Source organism: Saccharothrix texasensis (assembly GCF_003752005.1).
Classification (GTDB): domain Bacteria; phylum Actinomycetota; class Actinomycetes; order Mycobacteriales; family Pseudonocardiaceae; genus Actinosynnema; species Actinosynnema texasense.
Genome location: NZ_RJKM01000001.1, coordinates 3,390,713 through 3,417,385, shown reverse-complemented (window position 1 = coordinate 3,417,385; position 26,673 = coordinate 3,390,713). Strand labels below are relative to the sequence as shown.

At 71.5% G+C, this 26,673-nt stretch carries 31 protein-coding genes and 1 pseudogene; 16 read left to right on the top strand and 16 right to left on the bottom strand.

What is annotated here, in order from left to right; all coding sequences use genetic code 11:
• The first annotated feature begins 45 nt into the window (after positions 1–45).
• Positions 46–219 (top strand): hypothetical protein, encoded by a 174-nt coding sequence (locus tag EDD40_RS43540; protein ID WP_246037653.1) that lies wholly within the window; start codon positions 46–48, stop codon positions 217–219.
• Positions 220–348: 129 nt separating this feature from the next.
• Complete coding sequence (locus EDD40_RS43535) at positions 349–579, top strand: hypothetical protein (protein WP_246037652.1); 231 nt, start codon at positions 349–351, stop codon at positions 577–579.
• A 176-nt stretch (positions 580–755) separates the two neighbouring features.
• Here EDD40_RS43535 and EDD40_RS43530 read toward each other — a convergent pair.
• Positions 756–1,451: pseudogene (locus EDD40_RS43530) on the bottom strand (S8 family serine peptidase); the annotation flags it as partial.
• Here EDD40_RS43530 and EDD40_RS43525 point away from each other — a divergent pair.
• Positions 1,441–1,740 (top strand): hypothetical protein, encoded by a 300-nt coding sequence (locus tag EDD40_RS43525; RefSeq protein ID WP_246037651.1) that lies wholly within the window; start codon positions 1,441–1,443, stop codon positions 1,738–1,740. The pseudogene EDD40_RS43530 and the gene EDD40_RS43525 overlap by 11 nt on opposite strands.
• Positions 1,741–2,263: 523 nt before the next feature.
• On the opposite strand, the gene EDD40_RS13825 is transcribed toward EDD40_RS43525, so the two are convergent.
• From EDD40_RS13825 to EDD40_RS13785, 9 genes are all read right to left on the bottom strand, one after another.
• Positions 2,264–2,797 carry a hypothetical protein gene (locus EDD40_RS13825; RefSeq protein WP_148088796.1) on the bottom strand — a complete coding sequence of 178 codons (534 nt, stop codon included), beginning with the start codon at positions 2,795–2,797 and terminating at the stop codon, positions 2,264–2,266.
• Positions 2,779–3,123 carry an SCO6045 C-terminal-like domain-containing protein gene (locus EDD40_RS13820; RefSeq protein WP_123743266.1) on the bottom strand — a complete coding sequence of 115 codons (345 nt, stop codon included), beginning with the start codon at positions 3,121–3,123 and terminating at the stop codon, positions 2,779–2,781. Before EDD40_RS13820 ends, EDD40_RS13825 begins: the two co-directional genes overlap by 19 nt.
• A complete protein-coding gene (locus EDD40_RS13815; protein ID WP_123743265.1) occupies positions 3,120–3,917 on the bottom strand; it encodes an MbnB/TglH/ChrH family RiPP precursor modification enzyme in 798 nt (265 codons plus the stop codon). The genes EDD40_RS13820 and EDD40_RS13815 overlap by 4 nt, the downstream gene beginning before the upstream one ends.
• A 37-nt stretch (positions 3,918–3,954) precedes the next feature.
• Positions 3,955–4,782, bottom strand: coding sequence for a TIGR04222 domain-containing membrane protein (locus tag EDD40_RS13810; protein ID WP_123743264.1), 828 nt, complete (start codon positions 4,780–4,782; stop codon positions 3,955–3,957).
• The gene (locus EDD40_RS13805) at positions 4,724–5,647 is read right to left on the bottom strand and encodes a TIGR04222 domain-containing membrane protein (RefSeq protein ID WP_148088795.1); all 924 of its coding nucleotides are present in this window, start codon (positions 5,645–5,647) and stop codon (positions 4,724–4,726) included. The genes EDD40_RS13810 and EDD40_RS13805 overlap by 59 nt, the downstream gene beginning before the upstream one ends.
• A gap of 63 nt (positions 5,648–5,710) precedes the next feature.
• Positions 5,711–6,619: a TIGR04222 domain-containing membrane protein gene (locus EDD40_RS13800; RefSeq protein WP_170185068.1), complete on the bottom strand. Its 909-nt coding sequence runs from the start codon at positions 6,617–6,619 to the stop codon at positions 5,711–5,713.
• A gap of 233 nt (positions 6,620–6,852) precedes the next feature.
• Positions 6,853–7,290 (bottom strand): peptide-methionine (R)-S-oxide reductase MsrB, encoded by a 438-nt coding sequence (gene msrB, locus EDD40_RS13795; RefSeq protein ID WP_123743261.1) that lies wholly within the window; start codon positions 7,288–7,290, stop codon positions 6,853–6,855.
• A gap of 46 nt (positions 7,291–7,336) precedes the next feature.
• Positions 7,337–7,651, bottom strand: coding sequence for a hypothetical protein (locus tag EDD40_RS13790; protein ID WP_123743260.1), 315 nt, complete (start codon positions 7,649–7,651; stop codon positions 7,337–7,339).
• Positions 7,652–7,690: 39 nt separating this feature from the next.
• Complete coding sequence (locus EDD40_RS13785; RefSeq protein WP_123743259.1) at positions 7,691–8,635, bottom strand: asparaginase; 945 nt, start codon at positions 8,633–8,635, stop codon at positions 7,691–7,693.
• Between the two features lie 139 nt (positions 8,636–8,774).
• On the opposite strand from EDD40_RS13785, the gene EDD40_RS13780 reads away from it, so the two are divergent.
• Positions 8,775–9,422 carry a GntR family transcriptional regulator gene (locus tag EDD40_RS13780; RefSeq protein ID WP_123743258.1) on the top strand — a complete coding sequence of 216 codons (648 nt, stop codon included), beginning with the start codon at positions 8,775–8,777 and terminating at the stop codon, positions 9,420–9,422.
• Here the strand turns inward: EDD40_RS13780 and EDD40_RS13775 are convergent.
• The 3 genes from EDD40_RS13775 to EDD40_RS13765 form a co-directional block, all read right to left on the bottom strand.
• Positions 9,416–10,291 (bottom strand): alpha/beta fold hydrolase, encoded by an 876-nt coding sequence (locus tag EDD40_RS13775; RefSeq protein WP_123743257.1) that lies wholly within the window; start codon positions 10,289–10,291, stop codon positions 9,416–9,418. The genes EDD40_RS13780 and EDD40_RS13775 overlap by 7 nt on opposite strands.
• 127 nt (positions 10,292–10,418) lie before the next feature.
• Positions 10,419–11,588, bottom strand: coding sequence for an acyl-CoA dehydrogenase family protein (locus EDD40_RS13770; RefSeq protein ID WP_123743256.1), 1,170 nt, complete (start codon positions 11,586–11,588; stop codon positions 10,419–10,421).
• A 20-nt stretch (positions 11,589–11,608) separates the two neighbouring features.
• Complete coding sequence (locus EDD40_RS13765; protein ID WP_123743255.1) at positions 11,609–12,760, bottom strand: acyl-CoA dehydrogenase family protein; 1,152 nt, start codon at positions 12,758–12,760, stop codon at positions 11,609–11,611.
• A 77-nt stretch (positions 12,761–12,837) separates the two neighbouring features.
• On the opposite strand from EDD40_RS13765, the gene EDD40_RS13760 reads away from it, so the two are divergent.
• The 8 genes from EDD40_RS13760 to EDD40_RS13730 all read left to right on the top strand — a co-directional run bounded on the left by EDD40_RS13760 (position 12,838) and on the right by EDD40_RS13730 (position 21,846).
• On the top strand, positions 12,838–13,452 hold the full coding sequence (locus EDD40_RS13760) for a TetR family transcriptional regulator (protein WP_123743254.1): 615 nt from the start codon (positions 12,838–12,840) through the stop codon (positions 13,450–13,452).
• A gap of 544 nt (positions 13,453–13,996) precedes the next feature.
• Positions 13,997–14,992 (top strand): non-homologous end-joining DNA ligase, encoded by a 996-nt coding sequence (gene ligD, locus EDD40_RS13755; protein WP_123743253.1) that lies wholly within the window; start codon positions 13,997–13,999, stop codon positions 14,990–14,992.
• 73 nt (positions 14,993–15,065) lie between these two features.
• Complete coding sequence (locus EDD40_RS13750; RefSeq protein WP_170185067.1) at positions 15,066–15,962, top strand: tyrosine-type recombinase/integrase; 897 nt, start codon at positions 15,066–15,068, stop codon at positions 15,960–15,962.
• A 470-nt stretch (positions 15,963–16,432) separates the two neighbouring features.
• On the top strand, positions 16,433–16,993 hold the full coding sequence (locus EDD40_RS41685; protein WP_170185066.1) for a hypothetical protein: 561 nt from the start codon (positions 16,433–16,435) through the stop codon (positions 16,991–16,993).
• Between the two features lie 258 nt (positions 16,994–17,251).
• On the top strand, positions 17,252–17,443 hold the full coding sequence (locus tag EDD40_RS41015; protein WP_148088794.1) for a hypothetical protein: 192 nt from the start codon (positions 17,252–17,254) through the stop codon (positions 17,441–17,443).
• Positions 17,444–17,634: 191 nt separating this feature from the next.
• Positions 17,635–18,000: a hypothetical protein gene (locus tag EDD40_RS13740; protein ID WP_123743251.1), complete on the top strand. Its 366-nt coding sequence runs from the start codon at positions 17,635–17,637 to the stop codon at positions 17,998–18,000.
• The gene (locus EDD40_RS13735) at positions 17,997–20,981 is read left to right on the top strand and encodes a hypothetical protein (RefSeq protein WP_123743250.1); all 2,985 of its coding nucleotides are present in this window, start codon (positions 17,997–17,999) and stop codon (positions 20,979–20,981) included. The genes EDD40_RS13740 and EDD40_RS13735 overlap by 4 nt, the downstream gene beginning before the upstream one ends.
• A 544-nt stretch (positions 20,982–21,525) precedes the next feature.
• A complete protein-coding gene (locus EDD40_RS13730) occupies positions 21,526–21,846 on the top strand; it encodes a hypothetical protein (RefSeq protein ID WP_123743249.1) in 321 nt (106 codons plus the stop codon).
• Between the two features lie 197 nt (positions 21,847–22,043).
• Here EDD40_RS13730 and EDD40_RS13725 read toward each other — a convergent pair whose 3' ends face one another.
• Positions 22,044–22,274, bottom strand: a complete 231-nt coding sequence (locus EDD40_RS13725) for a hypothetical protein (RefSeq protein ID WP_123743248.1) — start codon at positions 22,272–22,274, stop codon at positions 22,044–22,046.
• A gap of 128 nt (positions 22,275–22,402) precedes the next feature.
• Here EDD40_RS13725 and EDD40_RS13720 point away from each other — a divergent pair, with 128 nt between their 5' ends.
• The 4 genes from EDD40_RS13720 to EDD40_RS13710 all read left to right on the top strand — a co-directional run bounded on the left by EDD40_RS13720 (position 22,403) and on the right by EDD40_RS13710 (position 24,592).
• Complete coding sequence (locus EDD40_RS13720) at positions 22,403–22,909, top strand: hypothetical protein (protein WP_123743247.1); 507 nt, start codon at positions 22,403–22,405, stop codon at positions 22,907–22,909.
• Positions 22,910–23,110: 201 nt separating this feature from the next.
• Positions 23,111–23,254 (top strand): hypothetical protein, encoded by a 144-nt coding sequence (locus EDD40_RS41680; RefSeq protein WP_170185065.1) that lies wholly within the window; start codon positions 23,111–23,113, stop codon positions 23,252–23,254.
• 200 nt (positions 23,255–23,454) lie between these two features.
• A complete protein-coding gene (locus EDD40_RS13715; protein ID WP_148088793.1) occupies positions 23,455–24,051 on the top strand; it encodes a hypothetical protein in 597 nt (198 codons plus the stop codon).
• A gap of 67 nt (positions 24,052–24,118) precedes the next feature.
• Positions 24,119–24,592 carry a helix-turn-helix transcriptional regulator gene (locus tag EDD40_RS13710; protein ID WP_123743245.1) on the top strand — a complete coding sequence of 158 codons (474 nt, stop codon included), beginning with the start codon at positions 24,119–24,121 and terminating at the stop codon, positions 24,590–24,592.
• 173 nt (positions 24,593–24,765) lie between these two features.
• Here the strand turns inward: EDD40_RS13710 and EDD40_RS13705 are convergent, their stop codons facing one another.
• A complete protein-coding gene (locus EDD40_RS13705; protein WP_148088792.1) occupies positions 24,766–25,515 on the bottom strand; it encodes a hypothetical protein in 750 nt (249 codons plus the stop codon).
• A 212-nt stretch (positions 25,516–25,727) separates the two neighbouring features.
• On the bottom strand, positions 25,728–26,573 hold the full coding sequence (locus EDD40_RS13700; protein WP_123743243.1) for a PDDEXK family nuclease: 846 nt from the start codon (positions 26,571–26,573) through the stop codon (positions 25,728–25,730).
• Positions 26,574–26,673: the final 100 nt, after the last annotated feature.

Sequence of the window (26,673 nt, the reverse complement as noted above, 5' to 3'; positions counted from 1 at the left end):
ATCGTCACGTCGCCCAACGCCTCCTCGGCGCCCGCGTCCGGCGGGGTGATCTTCACCGGTTCGGCGGTGCGCGCGTCGAGCGTGACCGTGGTGTCGGCGACGACGCTCAGCCCCGGCCGGGGCAGCAGCGCCAGGCGCGTGTCGTCGGTCTGCACGTCGGAGTTGGTGAAGTACTCGCCCCTCGGCAGGCGCAGCGTGAACGAGCCGTCCGCGTCGTAGGGGAAGGCGAACGTGCCGTTGCTCAGCCCGATGACCGACGTGTAGTAGTCGGACGCCGCGGCGCCCGAGCCGTCCACGAAGTCGAACCGGACGTCGTAGCTCTCCACCTCGCGGTTCACGCTGAGCGCGGTGCGCAGCGGTGTCGGACCGCCGGTCGCCACCACCGAACCCACGTACAGGCCGTCCTGCGAGCCGAGCCGGGTGTCGGCGGTGACCGAGGCCGTCGCCGCACCGCCCGCCGGCACGGTCACCTTCGCCGGCGACACGCCGACCAGGCCCGCGGGCGCGGTGTCGCCGTCGGGGCCCGTCACCTGGGTGGCCAGCGACAACGTGAGCGGCGCGGCGCCTTCGTTGCGGTAGGTCACGGTCTTGGTGATCGGGGTGTCGTCGGTGTGCGGCCACTCCTGCAGGCCCAGGGCCAGGCTCGAGGGCTCGGCGGTGACCGAGGTGGTGATGGCCTTGGCCAGGTCGACGCGGCCCGCGCCCTGGTCGAACGCGGTGAGCGCCGGGTTGTTCTTCGCCGACGCCACCAGCGCCGCCTTGATCTGCGCGCCCGTCCAGTCCGGGTGCTGCTGGGCGAGCACCGCCGCCGCGCCCGCCACGTGCGGCGTCGCCATGGACGTGCCCGACATGGACACGTACCCGTCGCCGGCCGGTGTGCCGACCGTGCCGCTGCTCGACTTCGCGGCCACGACGTCCACGCCCGGCGCGGTGATGTCGGGCTTGACCGCGCCGTCGCCGACGCGCGGCCCGCGGCTGGAGAACGCCGCGATGCCGTCCTGCCGGTCCACCGCGCCCACCGTCAGCGCGGCGTCGGCGCTGCCGGGCGAGCTGATCGTCTCGGGGCGGGAGTTGTTGCCCGCCGCGATCACGAACAGCACGCCGGTCCGCGCGGACAGCGTGTTCACGGCCTCTTCCAACGGGTCCAGCTCGGCCGTGTCGCCGCCGCCGATGCTGAGGTTCACGATGTCCGCGCCCTGCTCGGCGGCCCACTGCATGCCCGCCACGATCGCCGACTCCTGACAGCCGGAGAGCACGCACACCTTGCCGTCCAGCAGGTCCGCGTCCGGCGCGACGCCCTTGTACTTCGCGCCCGAGCTCGCGATCGTCGCGGCGACGTGCGTGCCGTGGCCGACGCCGTCGGTGTTGTCCGGGTCCTCGGTGAAGTTGCGCTCCGCGACCTCGTGACCCGCGAGGTCCGGGTGGTCCTGGTCGACGCCGGTGTCCAGCACGGCCACCTTCACGCCCTTGCCGGTGTGCCCCGCCCGCCACGCGGTCGGCGCGCCGATCTGCGCGGTGGAGCGGTCCAGGCTCGGTCGGCGCACCCCGTCCAACCACACCTTGCGCACGCTCGCCCTCGACACGAGCGTGCGCCAGGTGTCCCCGGCCTCCGACTTGACCACCTGCGCGGCGTACGAGCCGACCGCGGGCAGCGGGTGGCCGACGCGCAGACCGGCGGTGGCCGGCTCCTGCTCGCCGGTGACGATCAGCGGCACCGTGTCACGGCCGCGGTCGTCGTAGCCGGCCTCGACCAGCCCCGTGACGTCGAACAGCCGCGGGTCCAGCTTGCCCTGCGAGACGGCTTTCGCCGCGTCGCGCGGCACGACGTGCAGGTGACCGTCGCGCCGGTAGCTGTGGAACACCGCGCGTTCCCGTCCCGGCGCGGCGACCAGCGCGCTGACCTGGTCGTCGAGGAGCACGACCTTGTCGCCGGTGATCAGGGTGACTTCGTGGTGCTCGCCGGTCGTGGGCCGGGCGTCCTCCGCGCCCGAGACCCCCGGACCGCTCGCCGTGAGGCCGGCCGCGACGAGCGCGGCTCCCCACACCAGGCCACGCATGCGTGTGCTCTTCAACTGTGTCGAACCTCCCGGTGAGTGCCGCGATGGCGGGTGCGCGGCCGGAAGGGCTGGCTACCCGCGGTGGCGGCGGATGTACCGAGAGCGACGTCGCCCTTGACGTCATCGACGCTAGAGGGTCACGAGGGGGTCGACAGCCGCTGATTGGTCGGCATGTTCTTGACCAATTCAGCCGAGCAAACGGTTACCTACCGTTCAGTGATAGAGCCGTCGGCACCAACTGAGATACCTGCCTGTGGCCCCCCAGCTGGGCAGTCCGGACCGTTGGGGTAGACCATTTCGGGGGTCAGCGCGATATTCCGGTCCACCAGGGCAGAACCGGATTGGTCCAGCAGCTTCAGGGTCGCCGTGACCGGCTTGACGGGCAGCTGCGGCAGATCGGCGAACCCGTGCTTCCCTTCCGTCGGCTCGGAGCGCGCGCTGCACGAGTCATCCGGCGAGGCGCCGGTGCAGGTCGTCCCGACGACCCGGCTCGACGGGTACAGCTCCAGCCCGGGGGTTGCACAGAAGTCGTCCCAGCAAACCTCGATCGTCCCGGACACCACGCCGGGGTGCTCGACGTCCACCGAAACGCCGGTGCGCGTGCCGATCGCGGTGCACGCCGTCCCGCCCGCGTCGATCGCACCGCACGCGGTGGCCAGCAACAGCACGCCCAAGGGCCAAGTCCTTCGCCACATGCCGCTGGGACGGAACGGGTCGGCGATCAGGTTGCGCGCCGCCACCACCGTCTTCTCTTCGGCGGCGCCAGCTCGCCCCGCGCGACCGCCCACTCGGCGAAGCGGGCGGCGTCCTCGCGGAAGCGCGTGCCGACCTCTTTGGGGTGACTGCCCGCGTAGGCGTCGAACAGGGGGCGGAACCGGTCGCCCAGCTCGGCCGCCACCTCGGGCTGGAGCATCGCCACGATGCCGCGCCGTTTGCCGAGCAGCGCGCGTTTCTCGATGCGCACCCGCTCCGCGTCGAACCCCTCGGGCACGGCGCCGTCGGCCAGCAGCGCCCGCAGCAGCTCGGCCTGCGCCGCGGCCAGCCGGTCGCGCTGGGGCTGGGTCACCCCAGCACCGCCCGGATCGCGGCCAGCTCGTCGGCCAGCTCGGCGTCGGCGGGGTAGTCGTCGTCGCGTTCGAGCAGCACGCCCGGCGGGTCGACGCGGGCGCGCAGCTGGGCGAGGACGTCCAGCACCTCCGGGAGCACGGCGTGGGCGTGCGTGTCGTGGTAGACGCCCTGGTGCTCCTCGCCGCCCGCGACGTGCACGTAAGCGAGGCGCTCCAGCGGGATCTCGTCGAGGAAGCGGGCGACGTCGGTGCCCAGGTTGCGGGCGTTGGCGTAGAGGTTGGCGACGTCGACCAGGAGGTGGCAGTCGGTGCGGTCGACCAGCTCGGCCAGGAACTGGCCCTCGGTCAGCTCGCCGTCCGGCCAGTCGAGGAGCGCGGCGACGTTCTCCAGGGCGAGGGGGACGGGCAGGTCCTGCTGGGCGGCCCTGACGTTGGCGACGAGCACGTCGAGCGCGTCGCGGGTGCGGGGCAGCGGCATGAGGTGACCGGAGTCGAGGCCGCCCGCGCGCACGAAGCACACGTGGTCGCTGACCAGCGGCGCGTCCAGCGCCTCGGCCAGGGCGCCCAGGTGCGCGACCCGTCGCGGGTCCACGGGTTCCGCGCCACCGAGCGAGAGCGAGACCGCGTGCGGCAGCACGGGGACGCCCCGTTCCCGCAGCAGGAGGACGGACTCGGGCAGGTGCCCGACGTGCAGGTTCTCCGCGACGACCTCCACGAAGTCGACGCCGGGCAGGCGTTCGACGGTGAGGTCGATCTCCGGCCGCCAGCCGATGCCGACACCCAGCTTCTCCACGGGCCACCTGCCTTTTCGTCGTCGTCCCCGGCCGGCGTCAGTCGCCGCCGCCACCGCCACCGCAGCCGCCACCGCCGCACGACGAGCCGCCGCTGTCGGAACCGCTGCTGCTACCGCTACCACAGCTGCTGCTGGAGCAGCTGCCGCACCCTCCGCCGCACGACGCGCCACCGCCGCCGTCGGAAGCGCTCCCGCGCGACCGTCGCCGAAGCGTGGCCGCCGCGGCCGGCGACATGCCGAGCACCTCCCACACGTGGTGGCGCTCGACCTTGCCCAACAGCCCGTAGCACGCGACCAGCGCGACCCGGTTCGGCGACACGGCGACCGCCTTGAGCCGCTGCACCGCGCGCCGGCCGGCGGGGGTCAACGGCCGGCCGACCCGGCCCAGCACGAGCGTCAGCACCACCCCGCCGAACACCGCGCCGAGGGCCACCGGGAACGGCAGCTCCAGCACGATCGTCGCGATCACGGCCCCGACCGCCGCCGCGATCAGCAGCTGGCGCGTCCGCCGTGCCACCTGCCGCCGCACGGGCGGCGTGACCAGACCCCGATCGACCAGGTGCGGCCGCAGCGACTGCGCCTCGGCGCTCTTGGCCGTCGCGGCGATCACGTCGCCCAGCGAGCCGGGCAGCGAGCGCAGCACGCGCGCCTGCACCGGGCTCCCGCCGTGACCGGGCCGGCCCACCGCGCTGACCAGGCCCGCGCGCGAGATCCGCACGGCGCCCGCCTCGACCAGGGACACCACCGCGACCTCGGCCGCCCGGCCCGGTCCGCCGACCAGGAAGCCCTGCTCCTCCCACCCCGGCTCAGGCGTCGAACCCGCCGAACCCGCCGAAGTCGGCGTCCACTGAGTCGCCACCGTCATCGCCCTCCAACCACTGCGCGGCCAACCACCCACCCGCGAACCACCCGCCTGCCACCAGCCACCCGTTGCGCCGCTGCCAGCGTTGCGGTTCGACCACCACGGCGCGCCTGCGCCGGGGGAGTGGTGCCTGAGACGTTTCCGCAGGTGCGATCGGTTCCGCCCGTTCACCGTCGAACACCGCCGTGTCCGCCCGCGCCGCCCCCTCGCGCGGCACGGGCGGCTCGGCGGCGCGCGCGGACCGGACCAGGCCGTAACGGGCGGTCACCTCGGCCGGGTCGACCGGGGCGAGGCCCGCCGTGGCCTCCTCGTACGCTCGCGCGCCCCTCCGCGTGAGGACGGGCGGCGGACCCAGCAGCAGCAGGACCCCGAGCACGCCGGCGACCGACAGCGCGGTGACCGTCACCCACCCGCCCGGACCCGCGAGGACGGCGACCACCACGAGCGCCGCCACCGGCACGACCGCCAGCACCGCCCGCGCCAACCGCCGCCGCGGCGAGACCAGCAGACCTCCCGCGACCAGGCGTTGCCCGAGCTGCCGGGCGGGACCGCTGGTGGCCGCGCCGACCACGAGCTCGTCCAGGTCACGCGGCCGGGCGAGCCGGGCGAGCACGACCGCCTGCAACGCGGTGGCCGGCTGCTCCTCGCCGGGCACCGCCGCGGCCACCGGACCGGACACCCGCGCCCGGTTCTCGGCCACCAACCCGGCCAACGCCACCTCGACCGCCCGCACCGGGCCGCCACCGAGGTAACCGATCTCCTCGAACGACAGCGGCCGGTCGGGCACGGCGCCGGCGACCCGCTTCACCCGCAGGCCCACCACCACCGCGACGACGAGCGCCGGGCCGTACCACCACAGGAACGTCATGGCCGCCACCCTAGGAGCCGTCGGGCCGCACCCGGCCGTCGTCACGGAAGCGTAAGCACCCCGTCAGCCCCCGCCGCCGCCACCGCAGCCGCCCCCGCCGCAGCTGCTGCCACCGCCGCTGGAACAGCTGCTCCCGCCGCCGCTGCCGCACCCGCTGCTCGACGCGGTGTACGAGCCGGCCGCGTAAGCGCCGCCGGACGCCACCCGGGGGCGGGGACGCGGACGTGCCGCCACGCGCAACGTGATGTTCGGGTGGCCGTCGAAACCGTTGAGGGCGACCACCTCGGCGGCGTTCGCCGAGCCGGTCGTGCGCCACACCCCGGAGATCCCGCGCGCGCGGGCGTTCGCCACCTCGGCCCGGCCTTTCGCGGTGCGCGTCACCGGGGCCGCCTGCAGCAGCCCCCAGATGAGCACGCCCGTCAGCACGAGCTGCAACGTCAGGAACCACACGGGCGCGTTGATCACCTGTCCGTTGATCCAGCGCACCACACCGACGACGAACAACAGCGCCATCGGCGTGACACCCGCCCGCAACCACCGCTTCACCACGTCCGGCGCGACCAGGTAGCCCTGGTCGGCCAGCCGCCGGCCGACCTCGCGGGGCTCGTCCTGCTCCGCCAACGACGTGATCAGCAGCGTCAACGTCCGGTAGCGGTAGCGCTTCGCGTCGGCGAGCACGGCCCGGTCGACCGGGTGGTCGGCGACGGGCTCGCCGACGACGCGCACGGACCCGCTGCGCGCTGGCACCAGGGCGCCCGAGTCGATGAGCGAGGCGACCGACGTCTCCACGACCCGCCGCGGTCCGCCGGTCAGGTAGGCGATGTCCACCAAGCCGGGCGCGCCCGCGGGGGCGTCTCCCCGCGTCCCCCGCAGGCGCACTCGGACGACGATCGCGAAGGCCAACGACGCGGCCAGCGCGATCCAGTACAGCTCAAGGAATTCCGGGCCTGAAAGCCCCCACGGTCGCTCCACGGTCCACCCCCTGTGGCCCTCGGTGGGTCCACGCCCACCAGCTAGGGGGAATCGTGTGCGCCAGGCCACACTCCGGCAAGAGGGCTTTAGCAAGCCTTAGGGTTGGCCGTCCGACGGTGGTCGGTCAGGAGGACGACGCGCCGTCCACGCCGCCGGAGCCTTCGCCGTCAGTGCCCTTGAAGATGCGCATGATTCCTCCTGGAGTGGATCAGTCATCATTCGGAGTAGCGCCTTCAGTCTGCTCGATCACCGGTGGTTTCGACCAGACGCAAACTCACCGAGTTGATGCAGTAGCGCTGATCCGTTGGCGTGGCGTAGCCCTCACCCTCGAACACGTGCCCGAGGTGGCTGTGGCAGGTCGCGCACAACACCTCCGTGCGGACCATGCCGTGCGCGCGGTCCTCGCGCAGGATCACCGAGTCACCGGCCAGCGGCGAGAAGAACGACGGCCAGCCGCAGTGCGAGTCGAACTTGGTGTCGCTGCGGAACAGCTCGGCGCCGCACGCGCGGCACTCGTAGAGGCCCTCGGTCTTGGTGTCCGTGTACTCGCCGACCCAGGCGGGCTCGGTGCCCGCGTCGCGCAGCACCGCGTACTCCTTGGGGGTCAGGATCTCCCGCCACTCCAGCTCGGAGTGGACCACCTTCGGGGTGGCGCCGACGACAGGTTCCATACCTCCACGTTAGACGAGTCCCCGACGGCCGAGCCGCCGGCGCGGGTCAGTAGAAGAACACCCAGACGAGGGTCCCCAGGTAGTACCAGACGCTGATCAGCACCCCCAGCAGGATGAGGCCCACCACGACGACCGCGGTGAGCCTGCGCAGGCCGCCCGCCCGGTTCGCCGAGTCCGCGAAGTTCGCGACGCCCGCGACCGTGCCCTCGATGGTGAAGCTGGGTGGCTGCTGCTGCATCCGACCGAGGTGCTCGGCGAACGCCCTGGTCTCGGGGTCGTCGGGGTCGAGGCCGATCAGCTCGTCGTCGATCGCGCCCTGCGGGCGCTCGTCGGGTGCGTCGGCGGCTCTGGCGCTGGCCATGGCACCCAGCGTAGCCGGCGCTTCAAGCCGCTGGGCGGCTCAACTCGCCAGGGCGGGCGACGGTCGGACGGCGCCGACCGGGCGGCCGTGACCGAGCACCGGGAACGTCGCCAGCTCGTCCGGCGCGTCCACTCCCAGCTTGCGCAACGCGGCCACCAGGACCACCGCCCTGGCGCGGCTGGACCCGTCCGCGATCTTGCACGCCACGGCCTCGCCGGTCGGCAGGCCGATCGCGTAGACGCCCTCCGCGCCGTCCTTGGCCACCGCGCCCGGGATCGCCCGCATGAGCTTCGTGACGTCGCGGTTCGTGCCGCCGACCCACTCGGGGTGGGCGTTCATCGCCCGCGCGATCCGCTGCTCCGGACCGTCCGGCGCACCGGCCAGCGCGCCGAACGCCCTGGCCAGGCCGGTGAGGCTGATGCCGAGCAGCGGCGCGCCGCAGCCGTCGACGCCTTCCGCGCCGACGCGCTCGCCGGCCAGTTCCTCCAGGGTGTCGCGGATGGCCCGCTGGAGGGGGTGGCCGGGGTCGAGGTAGTCGTGGGTCGACCACCCGTTGACCACGCAGGTGGCCAGCATGGCGGCGTGCTTGCCCGAGCAGTTCATGTACTGCGGCGCCTTGGCGCGGCCCGCCGCCAGGTGCGACCTGAGGGCGTCCTCGCCGATCGGGACGTCCGGTGTGCACTGGAGGTCGGCCTCGGTCAGGCCGTGCGCGCGCAGGACGCGGTGCACGCCGTCGACGTGGAAGTCCTCGCCGGAGTGGCTCGCGCAGGCCAGGGCCAGCAGCTCGCCCTCCAGGTCGAGGCCGTGGCGGAGCATGGCCAGCGCCTGCACCGGCTTGTTGGACGAGCGAGGGTAGGTGGTGTCGTGCGGGCGGCCGAGGGACAGCGCTTCCCGACCCGCGCGGTCGAGGGCGATGACGGAACCGTGGTGCACGGACTCGATGAACTCGCCACGCCAGACCTCGGCGACCAGTTCGTGCGTCATGCGTCCTCCCAACCCTTCGCGGCCGTGCGCGCCCGTGTGCGGCCGTGCCCCTGCGCGCGGTGACGCGTGTGGTGCGCCGGCACGCTGCCAACTGTCGACAGTTAACATCGCGGGTGACATCTCGCGCTAGGAGACGTTCGTGACACCTCCCCTGCACTTGAGCTTGGCCGGTCAGGCCGTGGACGTGCTCCGCGAGCTGGTGCTGACCGGCGACATCCCGCCCGGCACGCGGGTGAACGAGGTCGAGCTGGCCCAGCGGCTGGGCATCTCCCGGGGGCCGCTGCGCGAGGCGATCCGGCACCTGGCGTCCGAAGGGCTGCTGGTGCTGGCGCCGCACCGGGGCGCTTCCGTGCCGGTCGCCGACGAAGCGGACGTGCAGGCGCTGTTCGAGCTGCGGACGGCGCTGGAGTGCGCGGCGGTCGAGCTGGCGGCGTCCCGGCGGACCGAGGCGGACGTGGTGCGGCTGCGCGCGGTGTGCGAGGAGTCGCGCCGGGCGTACTCGGCGGGCGAGCGCTTCCCGTACCGGCTGGACCTGGCGTTCCACCAGGCGTTGCTGCACGCGGCGCGCAGCCCCCGGATCGCCGAGCAGGTGCGGCTGGTGCAGCAGCGGGTGGTGCTGCTGCGCAGCGGCCTGCGCGACGACCCGCCGCACCAGCACGCGTCGTTGGACGACCACGACGCCCTGGTGGCCGCCATCGCCGCCGCCGACCCGTCCCGCGCGTCCGACGTCATGCGCAAGCACCTGGCCCGCGTCTGCGCCCAGATGCTCACCAGCCTCGCTCAGTAGCCGGCCAGGTGGTCGAGCAGGTGCAGCGTCGTCCGCTCCGCCGCCTCCTCCGGCACGAAGCGGCCCGCGCCCGGCAGCACCTCGAACCAGTACGGCCCGGTGGCCCACCGCGCCGTGTCCTGCGCCGTGTCGGGTGAGAACACCGCGTCGTCCTCACCCCACAGGTACCGCGTCGGCGTCGACACCGGGCGGTCGCGGTCGGCGTCGGCGGCGGTGAGGTCGTTGGCGCGGTGCCAGTTCAGCGCCGCGGTCAGCGCGCCCGGCTCGGTCAGCTTCCGCACGTACTGCGCCACCCGCTCCGGCGGGATCACCGGCGGCCAGCCGGCCCGCAACCGCGCGGCGTCGTCCGCCAGCAGGGCGCGTTCGGCGACGCCGGGCTCGCGCAGGTGGTCCAGGCGCGCCCACCGGCGACGCTGGTCCGGGTCCGTGCGCAACGCCTCGGCGAGAGCGCCGGGGTGCGGCGCGGACACGACCGTCAACGTGCGCACCCGCAGCGGGAACCGCGCCGCCGCGACCCACGCCGCGAGCCCGCCCAGGTCGTGCCCGACCAGGTCGAACCTCGTCCAGCCCAGCGCGTCCGCGATCTCGACCACGTCACGCGCCGCGTGCTCCAGCGCGTACGCGCCCGGGTGGCGCGGCCGGACGCCCGGCGAGTAGCCGCGCAGGTCCGGCGCCACCGCCAGGTACCCGTGGGCGCCCAACGCCCGCAGTTGGTGCCGCCACGCGATCCCGCACTCCAGCCCGCCGTGCAGGAGCAACACCTTGCGGCCGGCGGCGGGGCCGGACGTGATGGCGTCGAACGTGCCCGCGGGTGTCGTGACGCGCTGCCGCGTCAGGTCGGATTCGAAGGGCGCCGATCGTGATCGCATGCACTCATCGTGGTCGGGTGGTCGCGCTGAGTCCCTGGTGCGCGCTCCCGGAGCCCTGGTGGGGTCAGCCCTACCTCTGACGGGGTGCCTGGCGGAGCCGGTCGCGCGACCCCGCCAGGAACCCTGGTCAGCCGAGCGTGCCGGTCACCTTCGCGTGGCCCTTGAGCAGGTTGCGGGCGATCGTGCGGCGCTGGATCTCGTCGGTGCCCTCGTAGATGCGCAGCAGCCGCAGCTCCCGGTACCAGCGCTCGATCGGCAGCTCGCGCGTGTAGCCCATGCCGCCGTGGATCTGCAGGACCCGGTCCACGATCTCGTTCGCCTTGATGCCGCCGTACAGCTTCGCCATCGACTGCGCCTGCCGCGAGTCCGCGCCCTGGTCGACCAGCCACGCCGCGTGCAGCACGAGCCAGCGCAGCGCCTCGATCTCCACCGCCGAGTCCGCGAGCATCCACTGGATGGCCTGGTACTCGGCGATCGGCTGACCGAACGTGACCCGGGTCTTGGCCTGCTCGATGGCCATCTCCACCAGCCGCTCGCACGAGCCGAGCGCCCGCGCGGGCAGCAGGTAGCGGCCCTGGCCGATCCACTGCATGGCCAGGTGGAAGCCCCTGCCGACCTCGCCGAGCACGTTCTCCTCGGGCACGCGGACGTTGTCGAACACCAGCGCGGCCGGACCCCACTGGCCCATGGTCGGGATCGGCTCGGACTTCCAGCCCATGTCCCGGTCGACCAGGAAGCACGTGACGCCGCCGTCCGCGCCCTTCTCCTTGTCCGTCACCGCGAACACCATCACGAAGTCGGCTTCGTTGCCCTGCGTGATGAACGTCTTCTCACCGTTGATCACCCACTCGCCGCCCTCCTTGCGGGCGGACGTGCGGATGGCCTTGGCGTCGGAACCCGCGCCGGGCTCGGTGATCGCGAAGCACGACACGCGCTCCCCGGAGATCGTGGGCAGCAGGTAGCGCTGCTTCTGCTCCTCGTTGCCGTGGAACAGGATGTTGTCCGCGTACCCGCCGAACCGGAACGGCACGAACGTCCGGCCCAGCTCGGCCTCCAGCAGCGCCGTCATGAGCGCGCCCAGGCCCATGCCGCCGTACTCCTGCGGCGTGAGCACGCCGAAGAAGCCCGCCTCCTTCGCCTTGTCCTGGAGCTCCTTCAGCTCGTCACGCGTCAGACCGGGCCGGCCCAGGCGTTCGCGGCGCAGCACCTCCGGCTCCAGCGGCGCCACCTCCTTGCGCACGAAGGTCCGCACCCAGTCGCGGATCTCCTTCTGCTCCTCGTCGAGCGTGAAGTCCATGTCGTCCTCCCTCTAACCCTCTACGCGAACGCGTTGATGCCGGTCAGCGCCCGGCCGATGAGCAACTTCTGGATCTGGCTGGTGCCCTCGTAGAGGGTCGTGACGCGGGTGTCCCGCAGGTACTTGCCGACCGGGTACTCGTCGACGTAGCCGTACCCGCCGAAGACCTGGATGGCGTTGTTCGCCACCCGCACGGCCGCTTCGCTGGCGTACAGCTTCGCCATGGACGCCTCCGTGCCGAACGGCTCGCCCCGGTCGGCGAGGTCCGCGCACCGCCACGTGAGCAGGCGGGCGGCCTCGGTCTCCACGGCCATGTCGGCCAGGAGCTCCTGCACGAGCTGGAAACCGGCGATGGGCTTGCCGAACTGCTCGCGCTCCTTGGCGTACCGCACGCTGACCTCCAGCGCGCCCCGTGCGGCGCCCACGCACCCGGCGGCGACGGACATGCGGCCCCGGTCGAGGGCGGCCATGGCCAGCTTGAAGCCACCGCCCTCGTCGCCGAGCCGGTCGGCGTCACCCACCCTGACCTGGTCGAGGGTCAGCTCGGCGGTGGCCTGGCCGCGCATGCCGAGCTTGCCGCGGATCTCGGTGGCGGTGAAGCCGGGGGAGTCGGTCGGCACCAGGAACGCGGTGATCCCCTTGGGCCCGGGACCACCCGTCCGGGCGAAGATGAGGGCCACGTCGGCCCACGTCCCGTTGGTGATGAACACCTTGCGCCCGGTGATCACCCAGTCGTCGCCGTCGCGGACGGCCTTGGTGGCCAGCGACGCGGCGTCGGAGCCGGTGCCGGGCTCGGTCAGGCCGAAGCAGCCCAGTTGGCGGCCCGAGCACAGGCCCGGCAGCCAGCGCTGCTTCTGCGCCTCCGTGCCGTGCTTGGCGAGGGTCTTGCCGACCAGGCCGAGGGAGACGGAGATGATGCCGCGCACCGCCGAGTCGCCGCGGGCGACCTCCTCGAGCACCAGGCAGTACGCCAGGTGGTCGCCGCCCGAGCCGCCGTACGCTTCGTCGATGCCGAGACCGAGGAAGCCGACGTCGCCCAGGGCGGGCACCAGGTCGCGGTCGATGGCCTCGTCCCGGTCCCAGCGCGTGGCGTGCGGGACGATCCGCTCCTCGGTGAACCGGTGCGCCAGGTCCTTGAGCTGCCGGTGTTCGTCGGAGATGCGCAGATCCACCGGGGTGACCTCCTAACCGAACGGTGTTAGGTTATCTAACCTAGGCGCGGAACCCACCACAGGCAAGGGGAGCGGACATGCCGAGGAGCCCGATCCTGAGTGCCTCGCGCATCCGGACCGCCGCGCTGCACATCATCGACCGGGACGGGCTCGACGGCCTGTCGATGCGCAAACTGGCCGCTGAGCTGGGCGTTCAGGCCGCGTCGCTGTACGGGCACGTCAGCACGAAGGACGACCTGCTGCACGAGGTGGCCGCCGGCATCCTCGAACGGGTCGACGTCTCCGGGTTCGAGGGCGGCGACTGGCGGCACGGCCTGCGCAGCTGCGCCCGTTCCTACCGGGCGGCACTGGCCGCGCACCCCAACATCGTGCCGTTCCTGGCGTACGGGCCGGCTCACCGCGAGGCGTCGCTGCGCCGGCTGGACGTGGTGCACGGCGGGCTCGTCGCCGCGGGCTGGTCACGGCGCGAGGCGACGATGATCGCCGCGTCGTTGATGTACCTGGTGTTCGGCGCGGCGCTGAGCTCGTTCTCCAGCGGCTTCTCGGACGACCAGACCTTCTACCGCGACCGGTACCCGAACCTGGACAAGGCCCACCTCCTGCCCGCCGTGGCCCGCGAACTGGACCACGACAGCTTCGAACTGGCGCTGGAGGCGTTCGTCACCGGCTTGGCGGCGCGAGCACCCGGCTGACCGCGCGCGCCGGCCTGGCCGAGCCCTCGCACCTACCCCGCCGGCCCTGCGAGCACCCGGCCCGCCCCGCTTCAGTGCGGTTGTGTTCGCACCATCCCGATTCCCTCGGCGACCGCCCGTCTGATCCGTGCCGTCCCGGTTGCCCCCGCCTCCGCCCGGTTGGATCTGTGAGCGCCCGACTGGGCTCGAACCTTGGCCCGCTTGCGCCCGCGCGCCTGCCCTGTCGATCCCACGAGCGCCCCGGCTCCTTCCGCGCCTTTGGGGTTGTAATCGCACCATCCCATTTCTCTCGGCGAGTGCCTGTTTGGTCCGTGCCGTCCCGGTTGTGTCCGTCCCCGCCCGGTTAGAGCGACCGCCCGGCAGACCCTGCGACCGCCAGGCTGGGCCTGCGAGCACCTGGCTGATCTCGCGCGTCCTCCCGGTCGACCCCGCGCCCGGCTCACCGTGAGCTGCACCGCCCCACCCGTGCGTCCTCTCGATCCCGTGAGGCCGGTGCCGGTCGATCTTCGCGCGGGGTTCGTGGCGCGTTGTTAGGCTCGCCCGCGTGGCGACCCAGGCTGTGGAACTGAACGTGGGCGAGCGTGTGGTGCGGGTGTCCAACCCGGGCAAGGTCTACTTCCCCGAGCGTGGGATCACCAAGCTCCAGGTGGTCGAGTACTACCTGGCCGTCGCGGAACCGTTGCTGCGGGTGCTGCGCGACCGGCCGACGACGTTGAAGCGGTACGTCGACGGGGTGACCGGGGAGGCGTTCTACCAGAAGCGGTTGCCCAAGGGCGCGCCCGAGTGGGTCGAGACGGCGCGCATCAAGTTCCCCTCCGGGCGGCCCGCGGACGAGGTGTGCCCGACCGAGCCGGCCGTGCTGGCGTGGGCGGCGAACCTCGGCACGTTCGACTTCCACCCGTGGCCCGTGCGGCGGTCGGACACCGATCGGCCCGACGAGCTGCGCGTCGACCTCGACCCCCAGCCCGGCACCGACTTCCGGGACGCGGTGGCGGTCGCGATGGTGCTGCGGGAGGTGCTGGGCGAACTCGGCCTCACCGGCTACCCGAAGACGTCCGGCGGCCGCGGCGTCCACGTGGCCGTGCGCATCCGGCCCGAGTGGGACTTCGTGGACGTGCGGCACGCCGTGATCGCGTTGGCGCGCGAGGTGGAACGGCGCATGCCCGACCAGGCGACCACGTCCTGGTGGAAGGAAGAGCGCGGCGAGAAGGTCTTCCTCGACTTCAACCAAGCCGCCCGCGACCGCACCATCGCCTCCGCCTGGTCGGTCCGCGGCACGCCCCGCGCCACCGTGTCGACCCCCGTCACGTGGGACCACCTGTCCACTGTGGACCCCGACGACTTCGACGTGCTGACCGTGCCGAAGTACCTTGAGGAGCACGGCGACCCGCACGCGTCCCTGGACGACGAGGCGTTCGGCATCGAGCGCCTGCTGGAGTGGTACGCGGCCGACGACCGGGGCGACATGCCGTACCCCCCGGACTACCCGAAGATGCCCGGCGAGCCGCCGCGCGTGCAGCCGTCGCGGAAGCGCAGCTAGAGCTGGGAAAACAGGCCGTTCTCACGTACTGCGGGCTCTAGCATAGCGTTCACTCGCCGGATAACCTATGGCTATGCCCGAGCTACTTGCCGATCTTGCTGCGTCGTTCCGGCGCGAGCTGCGTGCCGCCGGGAAGGCGGAGCGGACTATCGTCCTGTATGGACAGTCCATCCGGTTCTTCTCCGATTGGCTCACTGAGCAGGGGCGGCGTCCGGACACCGACGCGCTGACGAGGCATGCGATCGTCGGATGGCTTGAGGCACTGCACGACAAGCAGAGCCCTCAGACCGTTCTCACCCGGTTCAAAGGGCTCCGTCGGTTCGTCCGGTGGGCGGTGACCGAGGGCGAGATCCCCTCGGACCCGATGGTGGGACTGGAGCAGCCCAGTGCCCCGGCCAAGCCGGTGCCGATCATCGGTGACGACGAAGTGGTCCGCTTGTTCAAAGTCACCGGAGGTACGACGTTCACCGACCGCCGTGATCACGCCATTCTGCGCGTGCTGTTCGACTGCGGCCTGCGCATCTCGGAGTGTGCCCGCCTGCGGGTGGAGGACGTGGACCTGGACGACCACGAAGTGCTGTACGTGATCGGCAAGGGTTCCAAGCCTCGGGCAGTGCCGTTCGGTGCGAAGACCGCTCGCGCGCTGGACCGGTACCTGCGGCTGAGGAGAGCGCATCGGCACGCCGCGCTGCCCGGGTTGTGGTTGGGGCAGCGGGGTGCGTTCAGCGTGGACGGCGTCGAGGAGGCGCTGAAGAGGCGCGGCAGTCAGGCTGGTGTGGCGGATCTGCACGCACACCGCTTCCGGCATGGTTGGGCGCATTCGTGGCTTGCTGCGGGTGGTCAGGAACGCGATTTGATGAGGTTGGCGGGCTGGACGTCGGAGGCGATGCTAGATCGTTACGGAGCATCGGCCGCGCAGGAGCGGGCACGCGCAGCGCACAAAAGGCTAGCTTTGGGCGACCGAATCTGAATTGACTAGCCGAGTTAATCGCGGCTAGTCAATTCCTTCATGCTTCAGCGGGTGTTGACCGAGCACAGCGTTCGGGTTACGTTCGCGCCATTCACGGACGCGTTTGTCGTCTGGTTCCCGCGCGGATGGAGCGATCACACAATGGGTCAACTGTCTCCCGCCGAACGCGTACTGCGCGCCCGGCTCGCAGCACACACGCGCTGGTCGCGGGAGGAAGCCGGTCCGGCCGCCACGGCGAAAGCCCGGTCAGTGTTCATGGACAGGTTCGGCCGTGAGGTCGACCCGAAGGGCGAGTTGCCGCCCGACGAAAGGGCGCGCCGTGCTGAGTCCGCCAGGAGTGCCCACTTTGCGCGGCTCGCCCTGAGGTCCGTCTCCGCTCGCCGTCGAAAGACACAGTCTGCTACGGACCGATTTGGCGTCGCGGAAGCCGATCGCGCCCAGCGTGGGGAAGAGCGGCGCGGCGGTGCCGCGTGAACACGTTCAGCTCGACCCACATCCGCCCGTCCGGCGCTCCCGCGCACGGCACGGTCCCGCGTCCGACCCCGGCCGGCCCGGAGGCCGACGAGCGGTTCCGTCGCCACGTCCAGGCCGTGGCCGGTGCCGCGTCGTCGGTGCCGCTGGCCGCCACGCTGGGGAGCCTGATCACCCGATGGTTCGCGCCGCTGCACGTGACCGAGGACGGCGCGCTGTGGGGCCGGGAGCACGGGCAGCCGGTGCCGGTGACCCCGGCGGCGGTGCGCGACCTCCTGCGCCGCTCCGACCTCGGCGGGCAGCTCGGTACCGAGCCGTCGGCGGCGGACCTGGACGAGGCGTTGGTGATCGCGGCCGGCCGTGCCCGTGTCGAGCACGAGCGCACCGTGGTCGCCGAGCAGCACCAGGCCGACCGCGCCCGCGCCGACCTGGTGGACGACGCGGAGCGCGCCGAGCGCCGCGCGGCGTTGCTGCGCCAGCTCGCGGCGCTGGACGACCGGCCGCAGCAGGTCCCGGCGGAGCCGTCGGCGGGGTGGGAGCGGCTGCGCCGGCGCGGCTGACGAGAGTGGCCCCGGTCACATGACCGGGGCCATTCTCTGACCTTTTGACGAACCGATTTAATTCGGCTTGTCTCCCCTTTTCGGAGTTTGCGCAGGCTACGGCTCCGGCCGCACCGAGTTAACTCGGCTAGTCATTTCCCTTTGACGCGCCGAGTTAACTCGGGGAGACATAACCGCAGGTCAGATGGGGTGCACAGCTTGCAGTGTGCGGCTTTTGCATGTAGTTTCGCTCGCATCGAGCCACTGGGAGGGAACGAGATGGAGCGACGTACGTACACCGTCAGGAACCGCAAGGAATTGAGCGCGGCCCGTCGCCTGGCGGCGCACGCCCGCTGGGCGAACACCACCGAGACGGAGCGCAGCGAGCACGCCCGCCGCGCGGCACTCGCCCGCTGGGCGCGCGTCGCCGCCGAGCGCGAGAGCGGGAACGGCGGCACCGCCGCCGCATGATCAACAGGGGGTTGACCCACCCCTGAACAGCGAAAAGCCCCGCTCCGGGGTCCACGTGTTGACGCACGCGGCGGAGCGGGGCCTTGAGACCAGCCCCGACCAGGGACGACCTCAGCGACAAGGCTAGCCGAGTTTGCCCGGCTAGTGAACCTCGCGGGGGAGTTCCGCACACCCCTCGAAGGACTCACCCAATGGTGCCACACGGCCCCGACCAGCGCGAACGCCTGCGCTGCCCCGACTGCACCGCCACCGCCGACACCACCGGCACCGGCCCGGCCGCGCTCACCCACGACCACACGTGCCCTGCCTCTGCCGTTGACCGCGCCCAGCGCGCCGACGACCTGCGGTGGCTGCGCGCCAACCCCGGCCGCACCCGCACCCGCCCGCCCAGCACCGCCGAGAAGGACGCGCTGCGGATGTCGACCGGTGCGCCCCGCGCCGTGCTCCGCGACGTGCGCGTGCACGTCCGGGCCGTAGGCGACGCCCGCATGCTCAAGTTCGCGTACCGCGAGGGCACGATCGCGTACAGCGCCGACCTGCCCGGCGGTGTCGCGTGAGCGCGGCCTTGAGCGACACCACCGCCTCGCACGCGGCCGTACGGCCGTACGCCGACGCCGCCATGAGCTACCTGGGCAAGGGGTTGTCCCCCCTGCCCACCCCGCCCGGCGGCGCGAAGGCCCCCGTGCCCACCGGCTACACCGGCAGGCTTGGCGTGGACGCCAACTACGCCGACGTCGACTCGTGGATCGAGGGCGTCAACGGTCGGTTCAACGGTCGCTCCGGGGTCGCTCTGCGCATGCCGCGCGGGGTCGTCGTGGACGGTCGCGAGCACTGGGGCGTCGCGATCGACGTCGACTGCTACGACGGCAAGCGCGGGGCCGAGACCCTGGCCCGCTGGACCGAGCGCGCCGGGATGCCGCTTCCGCCCACCTGGTCGGCCACCTCGCGTGGTGCCGACAGCCCATCGCGTAAGTACGTCTACCTGATCCCGGCGGGCACTCGGCTCATCGGCGGTGAGGGCGACTGCGAAACTATCCAGTCGCACCACCGGTTCCTGTACGCGCCGCCGTCGCTCAACGCCAAGGACGCGATGCGCCCGGTGCGCTGGTACGACGAGACCGACGCGGAGCGCCACCACGACGAGCTGCCCGAACCGGCCCACTGGCCGATCCTGCCGCAGCAGTGGATCGACGTGCTGCGCGACGCCCGCCCGGAGACCGCTGTCCCCGTCCTGGACGACGCCGAGCACGCGGCCATGATCGCCTCGTTCACAGGTGGCGAGCCGTGCAAGGGCATGCGCACCGCGCTGGCGAAGGTGCAGGACGCCATCCGCGCCGGGTCCCGCCACGAGGCCATGCTGCCGGTCGTGCTAAGCCTGCTGCGGCAGGGCGAACGCGGCTGCACGGGCTTCCACACGGCCATCCGCGCCGCGCAGGACAGCTTCGTCGCCGCCGTCGCCCCGTCCCGCACGGGCGGGCAGGAGGAGGCCATCGCCGAGTTCGAGCGGATGGTCACCGGCAAGCAGGGGTTGGGGCGCATCGCCGCGGACCGCACCCCTGCCGACAAGCGCGGTTGCCGGTGCGGCAGCGGCTTCGGCGTCGCCGAGATCGCCGAAGCGATCCGCACCGCCTTCGAGACGGGAGAGGAGGCCGGGGACACGATCGACACCCTGCTGAGCGTGGTCGGCGACGACGAGTTCGACGCGGCGTTCGAACGGGCCACCGGCCACACGGTGCGCCCGTTCGAGCCCGCTCCCAAGCCCTCGCCGGCCGCCCTGCGCGTCGTGCGGGACACCCCGGCCCCGACGGCGCAGAAGCCCGCCACGAAGACCCCGGCCGCCCCGAAGACGGCGGGCACCTCGCAGGCCCCGGCCGCCCCGGAGAAGACCGAGGCGTTCGACTTCCGCCGTGCGGCGGACTTCACCGAGGCCGGCCTGGGGCAGCGGTTCGTCGCCTACTTCGGGCGCAAGCGGGTCGCCTACGTCCCGGGCGCGAACCTGCTGCGCTCGTGGACCGGCACCGTGTGGCGCACCGACGACGGCGCGGCGTTGCGGCACGGCATGGAAGAACTCACCCTGCTGATGGCGGCGCAGGCCCGCCTGGAGTCCGCCGCCGCCGACCGCCTGGAGGAGGAGGCCGCCGCCGCCGTCCGGGCGGCCAAGGACGCGGGCGACAAGCAGGCCGAGGACGAAGCCAAGCTCGCCGCCGCCGCCCTCGTGGCCCGCAACAAGGCGATCCGCGAGTATGCCGGCTACGTCACGAAGATGAGGAAGGGCAGCGCGTTGGACCAGGGCTGCAAGTCCGCCCGCTCCAACCCGGCGCTGCGTATCGACGAAGGCGAGTGGAACGCCGACGTGCGCGCGTTCAACGTGCTCAACGGCACCCTGTGGATCGACTTCGACGGCAACGTGGAGCTGCGCCCGCACGACCCCGACGACCTGCTCACCCAGCAGGCCAGCGTGGTCTACGACCCCGACGCCGTCTCGCCGATGTTCGACCTGTTCCTCCAGGAGAGCGTGCCCGACCCGGCCGTGCGCCGCGTCCTGCGCGCCCTGGCCGGCCTGAGCCTGATCGGGGACAACTCCAAGAACGTGTTCCCGTTCCTGCTCGGACCGACCCGCAGCGGCAAGACCACGATCCTGGAAGTCGTGGGCGGGGTCTTGGACAACGCCAAGACCCCGGCGCTGGGCTACGCGGGCAGCTTCAACCTGGATCTGCTGCGCCCCCGGCGCAATACCGCCGGAGACCCGCAGCTCATGTACCTGATCGACCGGCGCATGATCTGGACCGTCGAGGTCTCCGACGGCCTGCCCCTCAACGCCGACCAGGTCAAGAAGTTCTCCGGCGGCGACCGGCGCAACGCTCGCGACAACTTCGACCGCAAGGACGGCGTGCAGGATCGCCAGCCCCGGTTCGTGCCGTGGGCCGCGTCGAACAAGCCGCCGCAGATCGACAGCGCGGACGACGCGCTGATGGAGCGCATCATCCCGATCGAGTTCCCGAACACCCGGCCCGCCGACAAGCGGGTGGACAACCTGGCCGCGCGGGTCGTGAAGACCGAGGCCAGCGGCGTCCTGCTCTGGATGCTGGAGGGCCTGCGCGACGTGATCGCCAATCCGATGATCATCCGCGACCTGCCCGAAGCCTGCACCCGGCTGCGCGCCGAGATGTACGCCGAGACCAACCCGGTCCGCCGCTGGCTCGCCGAGCGCACCGAGCCGTGCCCCTGCGAGGACGGGTCGGAGTGCGTCACGCACGCCGCCGCCTGGCAGAACTTCACGAAGATGATGGACTACGAGCGCGAAGCGAAGATCACCAACAACGCCTTCGGCCGCGCGGTCAAGGACGCCGGGCACCCGGCCGTGAGCGCCCGCCGCAAGGAGGCCGACGGCAAGAGCAAGGTGGTCAAGATCCGCAAGGGGCTGCGCTTCACCGAGGAGGAGCGGCTGCGCCAGGTCGAGGAGGAGCTGGAGCGCGAGGCGCTGCGGCAGGGCGGCGTGGGGTCGGGCATCCGCATCGGCGGCGGGGACGACGACTGACCCCACCCCAGCACGACCAGCGAGGGCGGCCCCCCACGAGGGTGCCGCCCTCGTCGGCGTCCGGGGGCTGTTACCGATCGGCCCGAAAATCGGTAACAGGCATCTCCGCAGGTCAGCGCCCGGGTCGGGCTCCCGGCTGTTACCGATCCCCAGAAATCGGCAACAGCGCGTTTGCGCAGGTCAGAGGCGATTTCGGAGGATGGTTGTTACCGTGTTACCGATTTTTGAGAGAAATTTCGGCATATAGCGCCTCCTCCTGGCCCTGCCTCGGGCAGGGGGGCTGCTCGCGTGTGGGGCAATTAATGCACCGGAAATCGGTAACACGGTAACAAGGGGCCTCCACGAGACGCTGACCTGCGGAAAGGGCTGTTACCGATCATGGGCGAGATCGGTAACAGGGCCTGGAAATCGGTAACAGAGCCGCCGACGGGAAGCCGCGGTGCCCCTCCCGGCCCCGTGGTGCGAGTGCCCGCGCGCTGCGGCCCGGGCGGGCGCATCGTGAGAAGCGCGTGCACAACGGGGCGACACGGAAGGAGCGGCGGTCATGACGCATACCGACGCGCTCGTGCGCTGGTTCAGGGAGCAAGCCGAAGCCGACTTCGCCAACCTGGCGGATGAGGCCATTCGGTACAACGCCGCTCACGATCGATGCGAGCAGGACGCCGACATGCCCCCTAAGCCGGACCTGGAGGCGCTGGACCGGTATTGGGCCTACATCAAGTTCATCGACCAGTACGAGCACTTCCACCGCGAGTGGAGCAAGCACGGCCGCGAGGACTTCGAGGTCGCCGACGCCCTACTCCGGGCGCTCGCGAGTGCCTATCAGTGTCGCGAGGGCTACGACGAGGACGAGTGGGCACCGTGACCCCGTCACGGCAGCGGACCCGCACTCGGAGCCGATGGGCAACTGATCGGGGTGGGCATCGGGCGGGCTCGACGCCGATCCGCTCGTCCGGGCAGCCCGCGGCCAGCTCGGTGAACACATCGCGTTCGGGGGCGACGGTGAGCGTCCAGCGGGTTCTCACCGTCACCCACGTCACGAGGACGATCGTGGTGATGGGTTTAGTCCGGCCGCTTGAGCAGTACGTCCACCGCGACCTCGCTGGTCCTGGCTTCGGCAATCCACTCGATCCCGGAGACTTCCCACACGACGTCCTCCGTGTCCCTGAAGGTGTCGCCAGTGCGTGGCACGAACGACATCAGGTGGTTCCAGATGACAGTGCGAGGGGGAGCGACGAACCTTACGTCGATCTTGGCTGGCGCGGTCGGGCCACTTTGACGAGTCGTGTCCATACCTCGAAGCTAGAGACGGTCCTGTGGTACGAGCGACCGCTGTCGGAGTGGAGTTCGGCAGGTTGATCCATTTGGCTGGAACCGCGCTGCGCACGTACCTGGCCGTCTGACCAGTGCACTTCGTAGCTATGTGGACCACCCTGGCCCCTGCCCTTGTCGCCGCGACCGCAGCCCTCGGCGGCGTGGCCGTCGGCGCTTTCGTCGAGCCCGTGAAGCTCGCTGCCGCGCAGCGTGCCCGTGGTCGTCAGGACCGCGCCGAGCGGTGCGCGCGGCTGATCGAGGCGGCGATGGGATGCCGGGCACGGCTGCTCGCGCTCAACCTCGTGCACCGCCGTGTCGCCGAGGGACTGACGTCGAACGAGGAGCTGCTGGACGAGCACCTGGAGCAGTACCGGCAGGTGCGGGCCAAGCTGCGGCAGGTCGTGGCGCTGCTGCGCCTCAACGGCCCCGACGCGCTCGTGGAGGCCGCTCTGCGCGTGCGTGAGGCCGAGCGTGCGCTGCGGGCGACGCGGTTCACGTGCGACGACGGCGGCCGGTTCAATGCCGATGTGCCGCCCCAGGCGGTGCTCGACGCGGCGCACGCGCTGGAGGCCGTGACGCACGAGTTCGCGGCGACGGCACGGAAGCTGGCGTAGCGCTCCCCGATGCCCGCCCGAGCCCGCCCGGTGGCCCGCCGACGTGGAGCCCGCGGCTCCCGGCCGGGGCACCGCGGGCTCGCCCTGCGCCCCGTGGTACGTGTGCCCGCGCGCTGCGGCATGGAAAGGCGCATTCTGAGGAGCCGGAAACGCGTGCACACAGATTGCCGTCGGGTGTCCTGAAGGTCCAGAGGTGTCGGGATGGACGAGCGCAAGCAGTTCACCGACCGCGAGAAGGCCGACTACGAGCCCGGCCCGTGTCCGAAGGGGCACGAGCGCGGGAAGGGTGACGTCGTCTGGCAGAAGGTGCCGCGAAACTTCGGAGGGGTAGAGTCCCCTGGCTGATCGAGCGAGTGGACTGCCTGGTGTGCAGTCGGCCACCGGTCGAGGAGGGCGACGAGTGGCGCGAGCAGTTCGAGTGACCCGCTAGGTGGGTGAGCCTGCGGTACCCCTCGCCCCCGTGGTGCACGAGCCGGGTGGATGGCCCTGCCACGCCGCACGACCGGGATCTCCACCGAGCACAAGAGCGGGCCTAGAGTCCCCGCATGATCTCTTGGTGGGCAGCGGACGACACGGTTCGCGTGCCGGGGTGGGGCATCGTCGACACCGACGACTTCGCCGCTTATGGCCAGTGGGCCGGTGGCATCGGCAGCTTGGCGGCCGTGGTCGCTCTGGCGATCGTCACCTTCATCGACATCCGGCGCAGGAACGCCGAAGCGCGCGATGCCCGCGCTGCTCAGGCCCGGACTGTGATCGCGATGGTCGAGACCAGCCCGACTGACCCGGAGGAGGTCGACGTGGTGATCTACAACCACGGTCCGGCCCCGGTGCTGAACGTCCGCCTGGAGGCGGTCGAAGTCGTCGTTGACGGGGAGCGGCATAGCGATTGGGGATTCAGCCCGAGCCTCAACATCAAGGACATCCGATTCTTCGCGCCGGTGATCGCGCCCGGAGAATCGGCTCGGTTGAGGGAGCTGACCTTCGTCGAGTACGACGACGTGGTTGGCTTGCCTCTCAGGACGCTCCCGCTGACGCTAACCCTGGACCTGCCGTACACCATCACCTTCACCTTCATCGATGCCCAGGGCATCCGGTGGAGGCGAGCAGGCTCAGTCCTTCGTCGCATCCTCGGCCAAGGGTGAGCTGTACGCGGACCGCCCCACGGCGCGTCTTTGACGAACCGATCGTTTTCAGGCGCACCCTTGATCCATGACGAGGGGAGAACCACCGCGCGCACGCAGTGGGTCCACGGACGAGCCGTCAAGGTCTCAGCACCGGGGCCGTGCCCACGGCACCGAACGCGCCGAGCTGGCCGTCCGCTTCGGTGGGGTGCTGCGTGCGGAGCGTGCCGCCTGGGGCTGGTCGCAGGTCAGGCTGGCGGAGGCCGCCGGAGTCACGCGCGAGTCTGTGTACCGCCTGGAGGGTGGGCGCCAGCGCCCGTCCACCACGATGACGTTCGCGCTCGCGAAGGCGCTGCGGCCGGGCGCTGACCTGCGGGCCGTGGTCGAGCTGGAGGCGCGGCTGCGCATCGCGGCCGGGGACTCGCTGCGCGAGTTCTCCCAGCGGACCCGGCGGCGGCGTGAGCGGCTGCTGGCGGAGGCGCTGGCTGGCGACGAGGTGCCGGTGAACGCGGCGGACCCGTTCGCCGGGCTGCTCATGTCGTACCTGGCGGAAGCATCGTGAAGCGCCGGGACCGCGTCGCCGAGCTGCTGGCGGCCCCGCCGAGTGACGCGGTGCTGGAGGAGCTGGCCGCCGAGGGCCTGGACCGCGTAGCGCGCCGCGAGGTGCGGCGGCGGCATGGGGCGGACCGGGTGCTGGCGGAGGCGGAGCGGGAGCTGGAGAACCTCGGCGTCCGTTCAGCGGCCGAGGGGCTTGGTGATCCACTCGCGCAGGAGCCCATCTATCACCTGTGCCCGGGATCTGCTCTTGCGGACTGCGGGTGCGGGGTCGTGCCCGTAGTACCGGGCGTAGGACTCGACCACGATGATCGAGGCGTCGATGGTGGTCAGCGTGGCCGCGCCGATGCCCTGCACGTCGGGTTCCAGTACCAGTTCAGGCGTGAAGGGTGAGGAGGTGACGGTGTCGTTGAGCACCCACGGGTTGCTGTGCACGACTCCGGAGGTGGACCGGTAGGTCCCCGGGCGGTCCGGGTAGAACCGCTTCACCAGCTCCGTAAGGTTGGTCTTGCAGGGCTCGACAACAGGTGGAGCACCGACTTCGAAGTGAGTAGGTTGCTGCCGCCCGTTTCGGCGGATCGTGATGCCCGCCCGCTCGATGAGGTCGAGCAGTTCGTCCCGCCGCCTCGTCGGCTCGTCAGCGGCGTGCGGCAGCAGCGGATGAGTGGTCACCTCGCGGGCGGCGGTGACCCGTGCATCCGCGTCGGCCAGGGCGAACACCGCACTCCGGAGCAGGCGGTGTTCGTAGCCGATCGCCGGATCGAGCAGGTAGCCGATCCGTGCGGCTCCCTCGCACGCGACCCTGGCCAGCGTGTGGTGGGAGTACAGGGGGATCGAGTCGTCCGCGCCGAGCAGCCTGCCGGTGCTCCACATGTGGTCGTAGACGTTGACTAAGATCAGCCTGCACAGCTGCATGCCGTACTGCCACAAGCGCCGACGGTGGGCACGCTGAGAGTGCCCCGGCGCGGCCTTCCAAGCCTCCCGTTCCGTGACGTGGAGACTTCCTCCGTGTGGAGTCTGGCCGTACTCCTCCACCATGCGCTTGAGCGCCGCGGACTCCTGGTGCAGCGCGCGTCCCGAGCTGATCACAAGCCGGGGCGGCTTGGTGCCGGGAACGGACGAAGTAGCGGTCACGGTGTCTCCTACGAGGCGTCGCCGAGGCGGCGCAGGAACCGTCGCAGGACGGCGTTCAGTTCGGCGGGGTCGTCGACCGCTTCGACGGGGATGCGGTCGACGAACGCCACGCCCGCGTCCATGAGCAGATGGTCCCGGGTGGCGTCCATCGCGCGCCGGCCGTTGTGGTGGGGGCCGTCGATCTCCAGCACCCCGGCCCGTCCCTTGTAGGTGACCAGGAAGTCGGGCTCCCACGTGCGGCCGGGAACGCGCCCACCGGCCAGCGGGTAGATGCCGATCGTGCTCTCACGCGGGAGATCCTTCTCCTGGATCTGGCGGAGCGCCTGGTACACGGTCTGCTCGCCCTGGTTGGTGAAGGCCAGGTAGTCCTCGCGGAACTTGGGCGGTTGCAAGCGCACCTTGCGCCCCTGGTTGGTGGGACGTCGCGGGGAGGTCAACTGCTCGCGGAGTTGATCACGCCATTGCGGTCCGACCTCCGGCATGGTCTCTCGGATCGTCAGTCCGAAGTCGTGGAACTGGAGTCGTTGGCAGACCTCCCTGTAGGTGTCGCGCAACTTCTCCACCAGGACGTCAGTGAAACACGAGTACTGCTCGGGTGAAACTTCGAGCCAGAACGTCCACTCCTCGTACTCGCGATCGAACTCAACGATTGCCTTGTCGACCTCCAAGACGAGTTCGACAACCTCGCGTTCGCCGCGTCGGTGGAGCAGGGTGACGGCATGGCCCAACGCGGAGTCCGCCATCGCGTTGAACTTCGCCGCGGTGTCGATGAACGGGTTGTTGATGATGTCCTCGAACGAGGCGGACTCGGAACCGGTCGGCTGCTGGGGGGATCCCCACGGGTCGGTCGTCATGGGCAACTCCAGGACGTAAAGGCGTGAGCGTCGACGATACGGCTGCCCTCCGACAATTGGCGGCGTTCTGACATTGGCGCACCGTGTCGGCTCGGCAAGT

What these genes read in the sequence shown, in the direction of transcription:
- EDD40_RS13810 (WP_123743264.1), bottom strand. Translation starts at nt 4,782, where the DNA reads ATGACGGTGGCGACTCAGTGGACGCCGACTTCGGCGGGTTCGGCGGGT.
- EDD40_RS13805 (WP_148088795.1), bottom strand. Translation starts at nt 5,647, where the DNA reads ATGACGTTCCTGTGGTGGTACGGCCCGGCGCTCGTCGTCGCGGTGGTG.
- msrB (WP_123743261.1), bottom strand. Translation starts at nt 7,290, where the DNA reads ATGGAACCTGTCGTCGGCGCCACCCCGAAGGTGGTCCACTCCGAGCTG.
- EDD40_RS13790 (WP_123743260.1), bottom strand. Translation starts at nt 7,651, where the DNA reads ATGGCCAGCGCCAGAGCCGCCGACGCACCCGACGAGCGCCCGCAGGGC.
- EDD40_RS13785 (WP_123743259.1), bottom strand. Translation starts at nt 8,635, where the DNA reads ATGACGCACGAACTGGTCGCCGAGGTCTGGCGTGGCGAGTTCATCGAG.
- EDD40_RS13775 (WP_123743257.1), bottom strand. Translation starts at nt 10,291, where the DNA reads ATGCGATCACGATCGGCGCCCTTCGAATCCGACCTGACGCGGCAGCGC.
- EDD40_RS13770 (WP_123743256.1), bottom strand. Translation starts at nt 11,588, where the DNA reads ATGGACTTCACGCTCGACGAGGAGCAGAAGGAGATCCGCGACTGGGTG.
- EDD40_RS13760 (WP_123743254.1), top strand. Translation starts at nt 12,838, where the DNA reads ATGCCGAGGAGCCCGATCCTGAGTGCCTCGCGCATCCGGACCGCCGCG.
- EDD40_RS13750 (WP_170185067.1), top strand. Translation starts at nt 15,066, where the DNA reads ATGCCCGAGCTACTTGCCGATCTTGCTGCGTCGTTCCGGCGCGAGCTG.
- EDD40_RS41015 (WP_148088794.1), top strand. Translation starts at nt 17,252, where the DNA reads ATGGAGCGACGTACGTACACCGTCAGGAACCGCAAGGAATTGAGCGCG.
- EDD40_RS13740 (WP_123743251.1), top strand. Translation starts at nt 17,635, where the DNA reads ATGGTGCCACACGGCCCCGACCAGCGCGAACGCCTGCGCTGCCCCGAC.
- EDD40_RS13730 (WP_123743249.1), top strand. Translation starts at nt 21,526, where the DNA reads ATGACGCATACCGACGCGCTCGTGCGCTGGTTCAGGGAGCAAGCCGAA.
- EDD40_RS13725 (WP_123743248.1), bottom strand. Translation starts at nt 22,274, where the DNA reads ATGGACACGACTCGTCAAAGTGGCCCGACCGCGCCAGCCAAGATCGAC.
- EDD40_RS13720 (WP_123743247.1), top strand. Translation starts at nt 22,403, where the DNA reads ATGTGGACCACCCTGGCCCCTGCCCTTGTCGCCGCGACCGCAGCCCTC.
- EDD40_RS41680 (WP_170185065.1), top strand. Translation starts at nt 23,111, where the DNA reads ATGGACGAGCGCAAGCAGTTCACCGACCGCGAGAAGGCCGACTACGAG.
- EDD40_RS13715 (WP_148088793.1), top strand. Translation starts at nt 23,455, where the DNA reads ATGATCTCTTGGTGGGCAGCGGACGACACGGTTCGCGTGCCGGGGTGG.
- EDD40_RS13710 (WP_123743245.1), top strand. Translation starts at nt 24,119, where the DNA reads ATGACGAGGGGAGAACCACCGCGCGCACGCAGTGGGTCCACGGACGAG.
- EDD40_RS13700 (WP_123743243.1), bottom strand. Translation starts at nt 26,573, where the DNA reads ATGACGACCGACCCGTGGGGATCCCCCCAGCAGCCGACCGGTTCCGAG.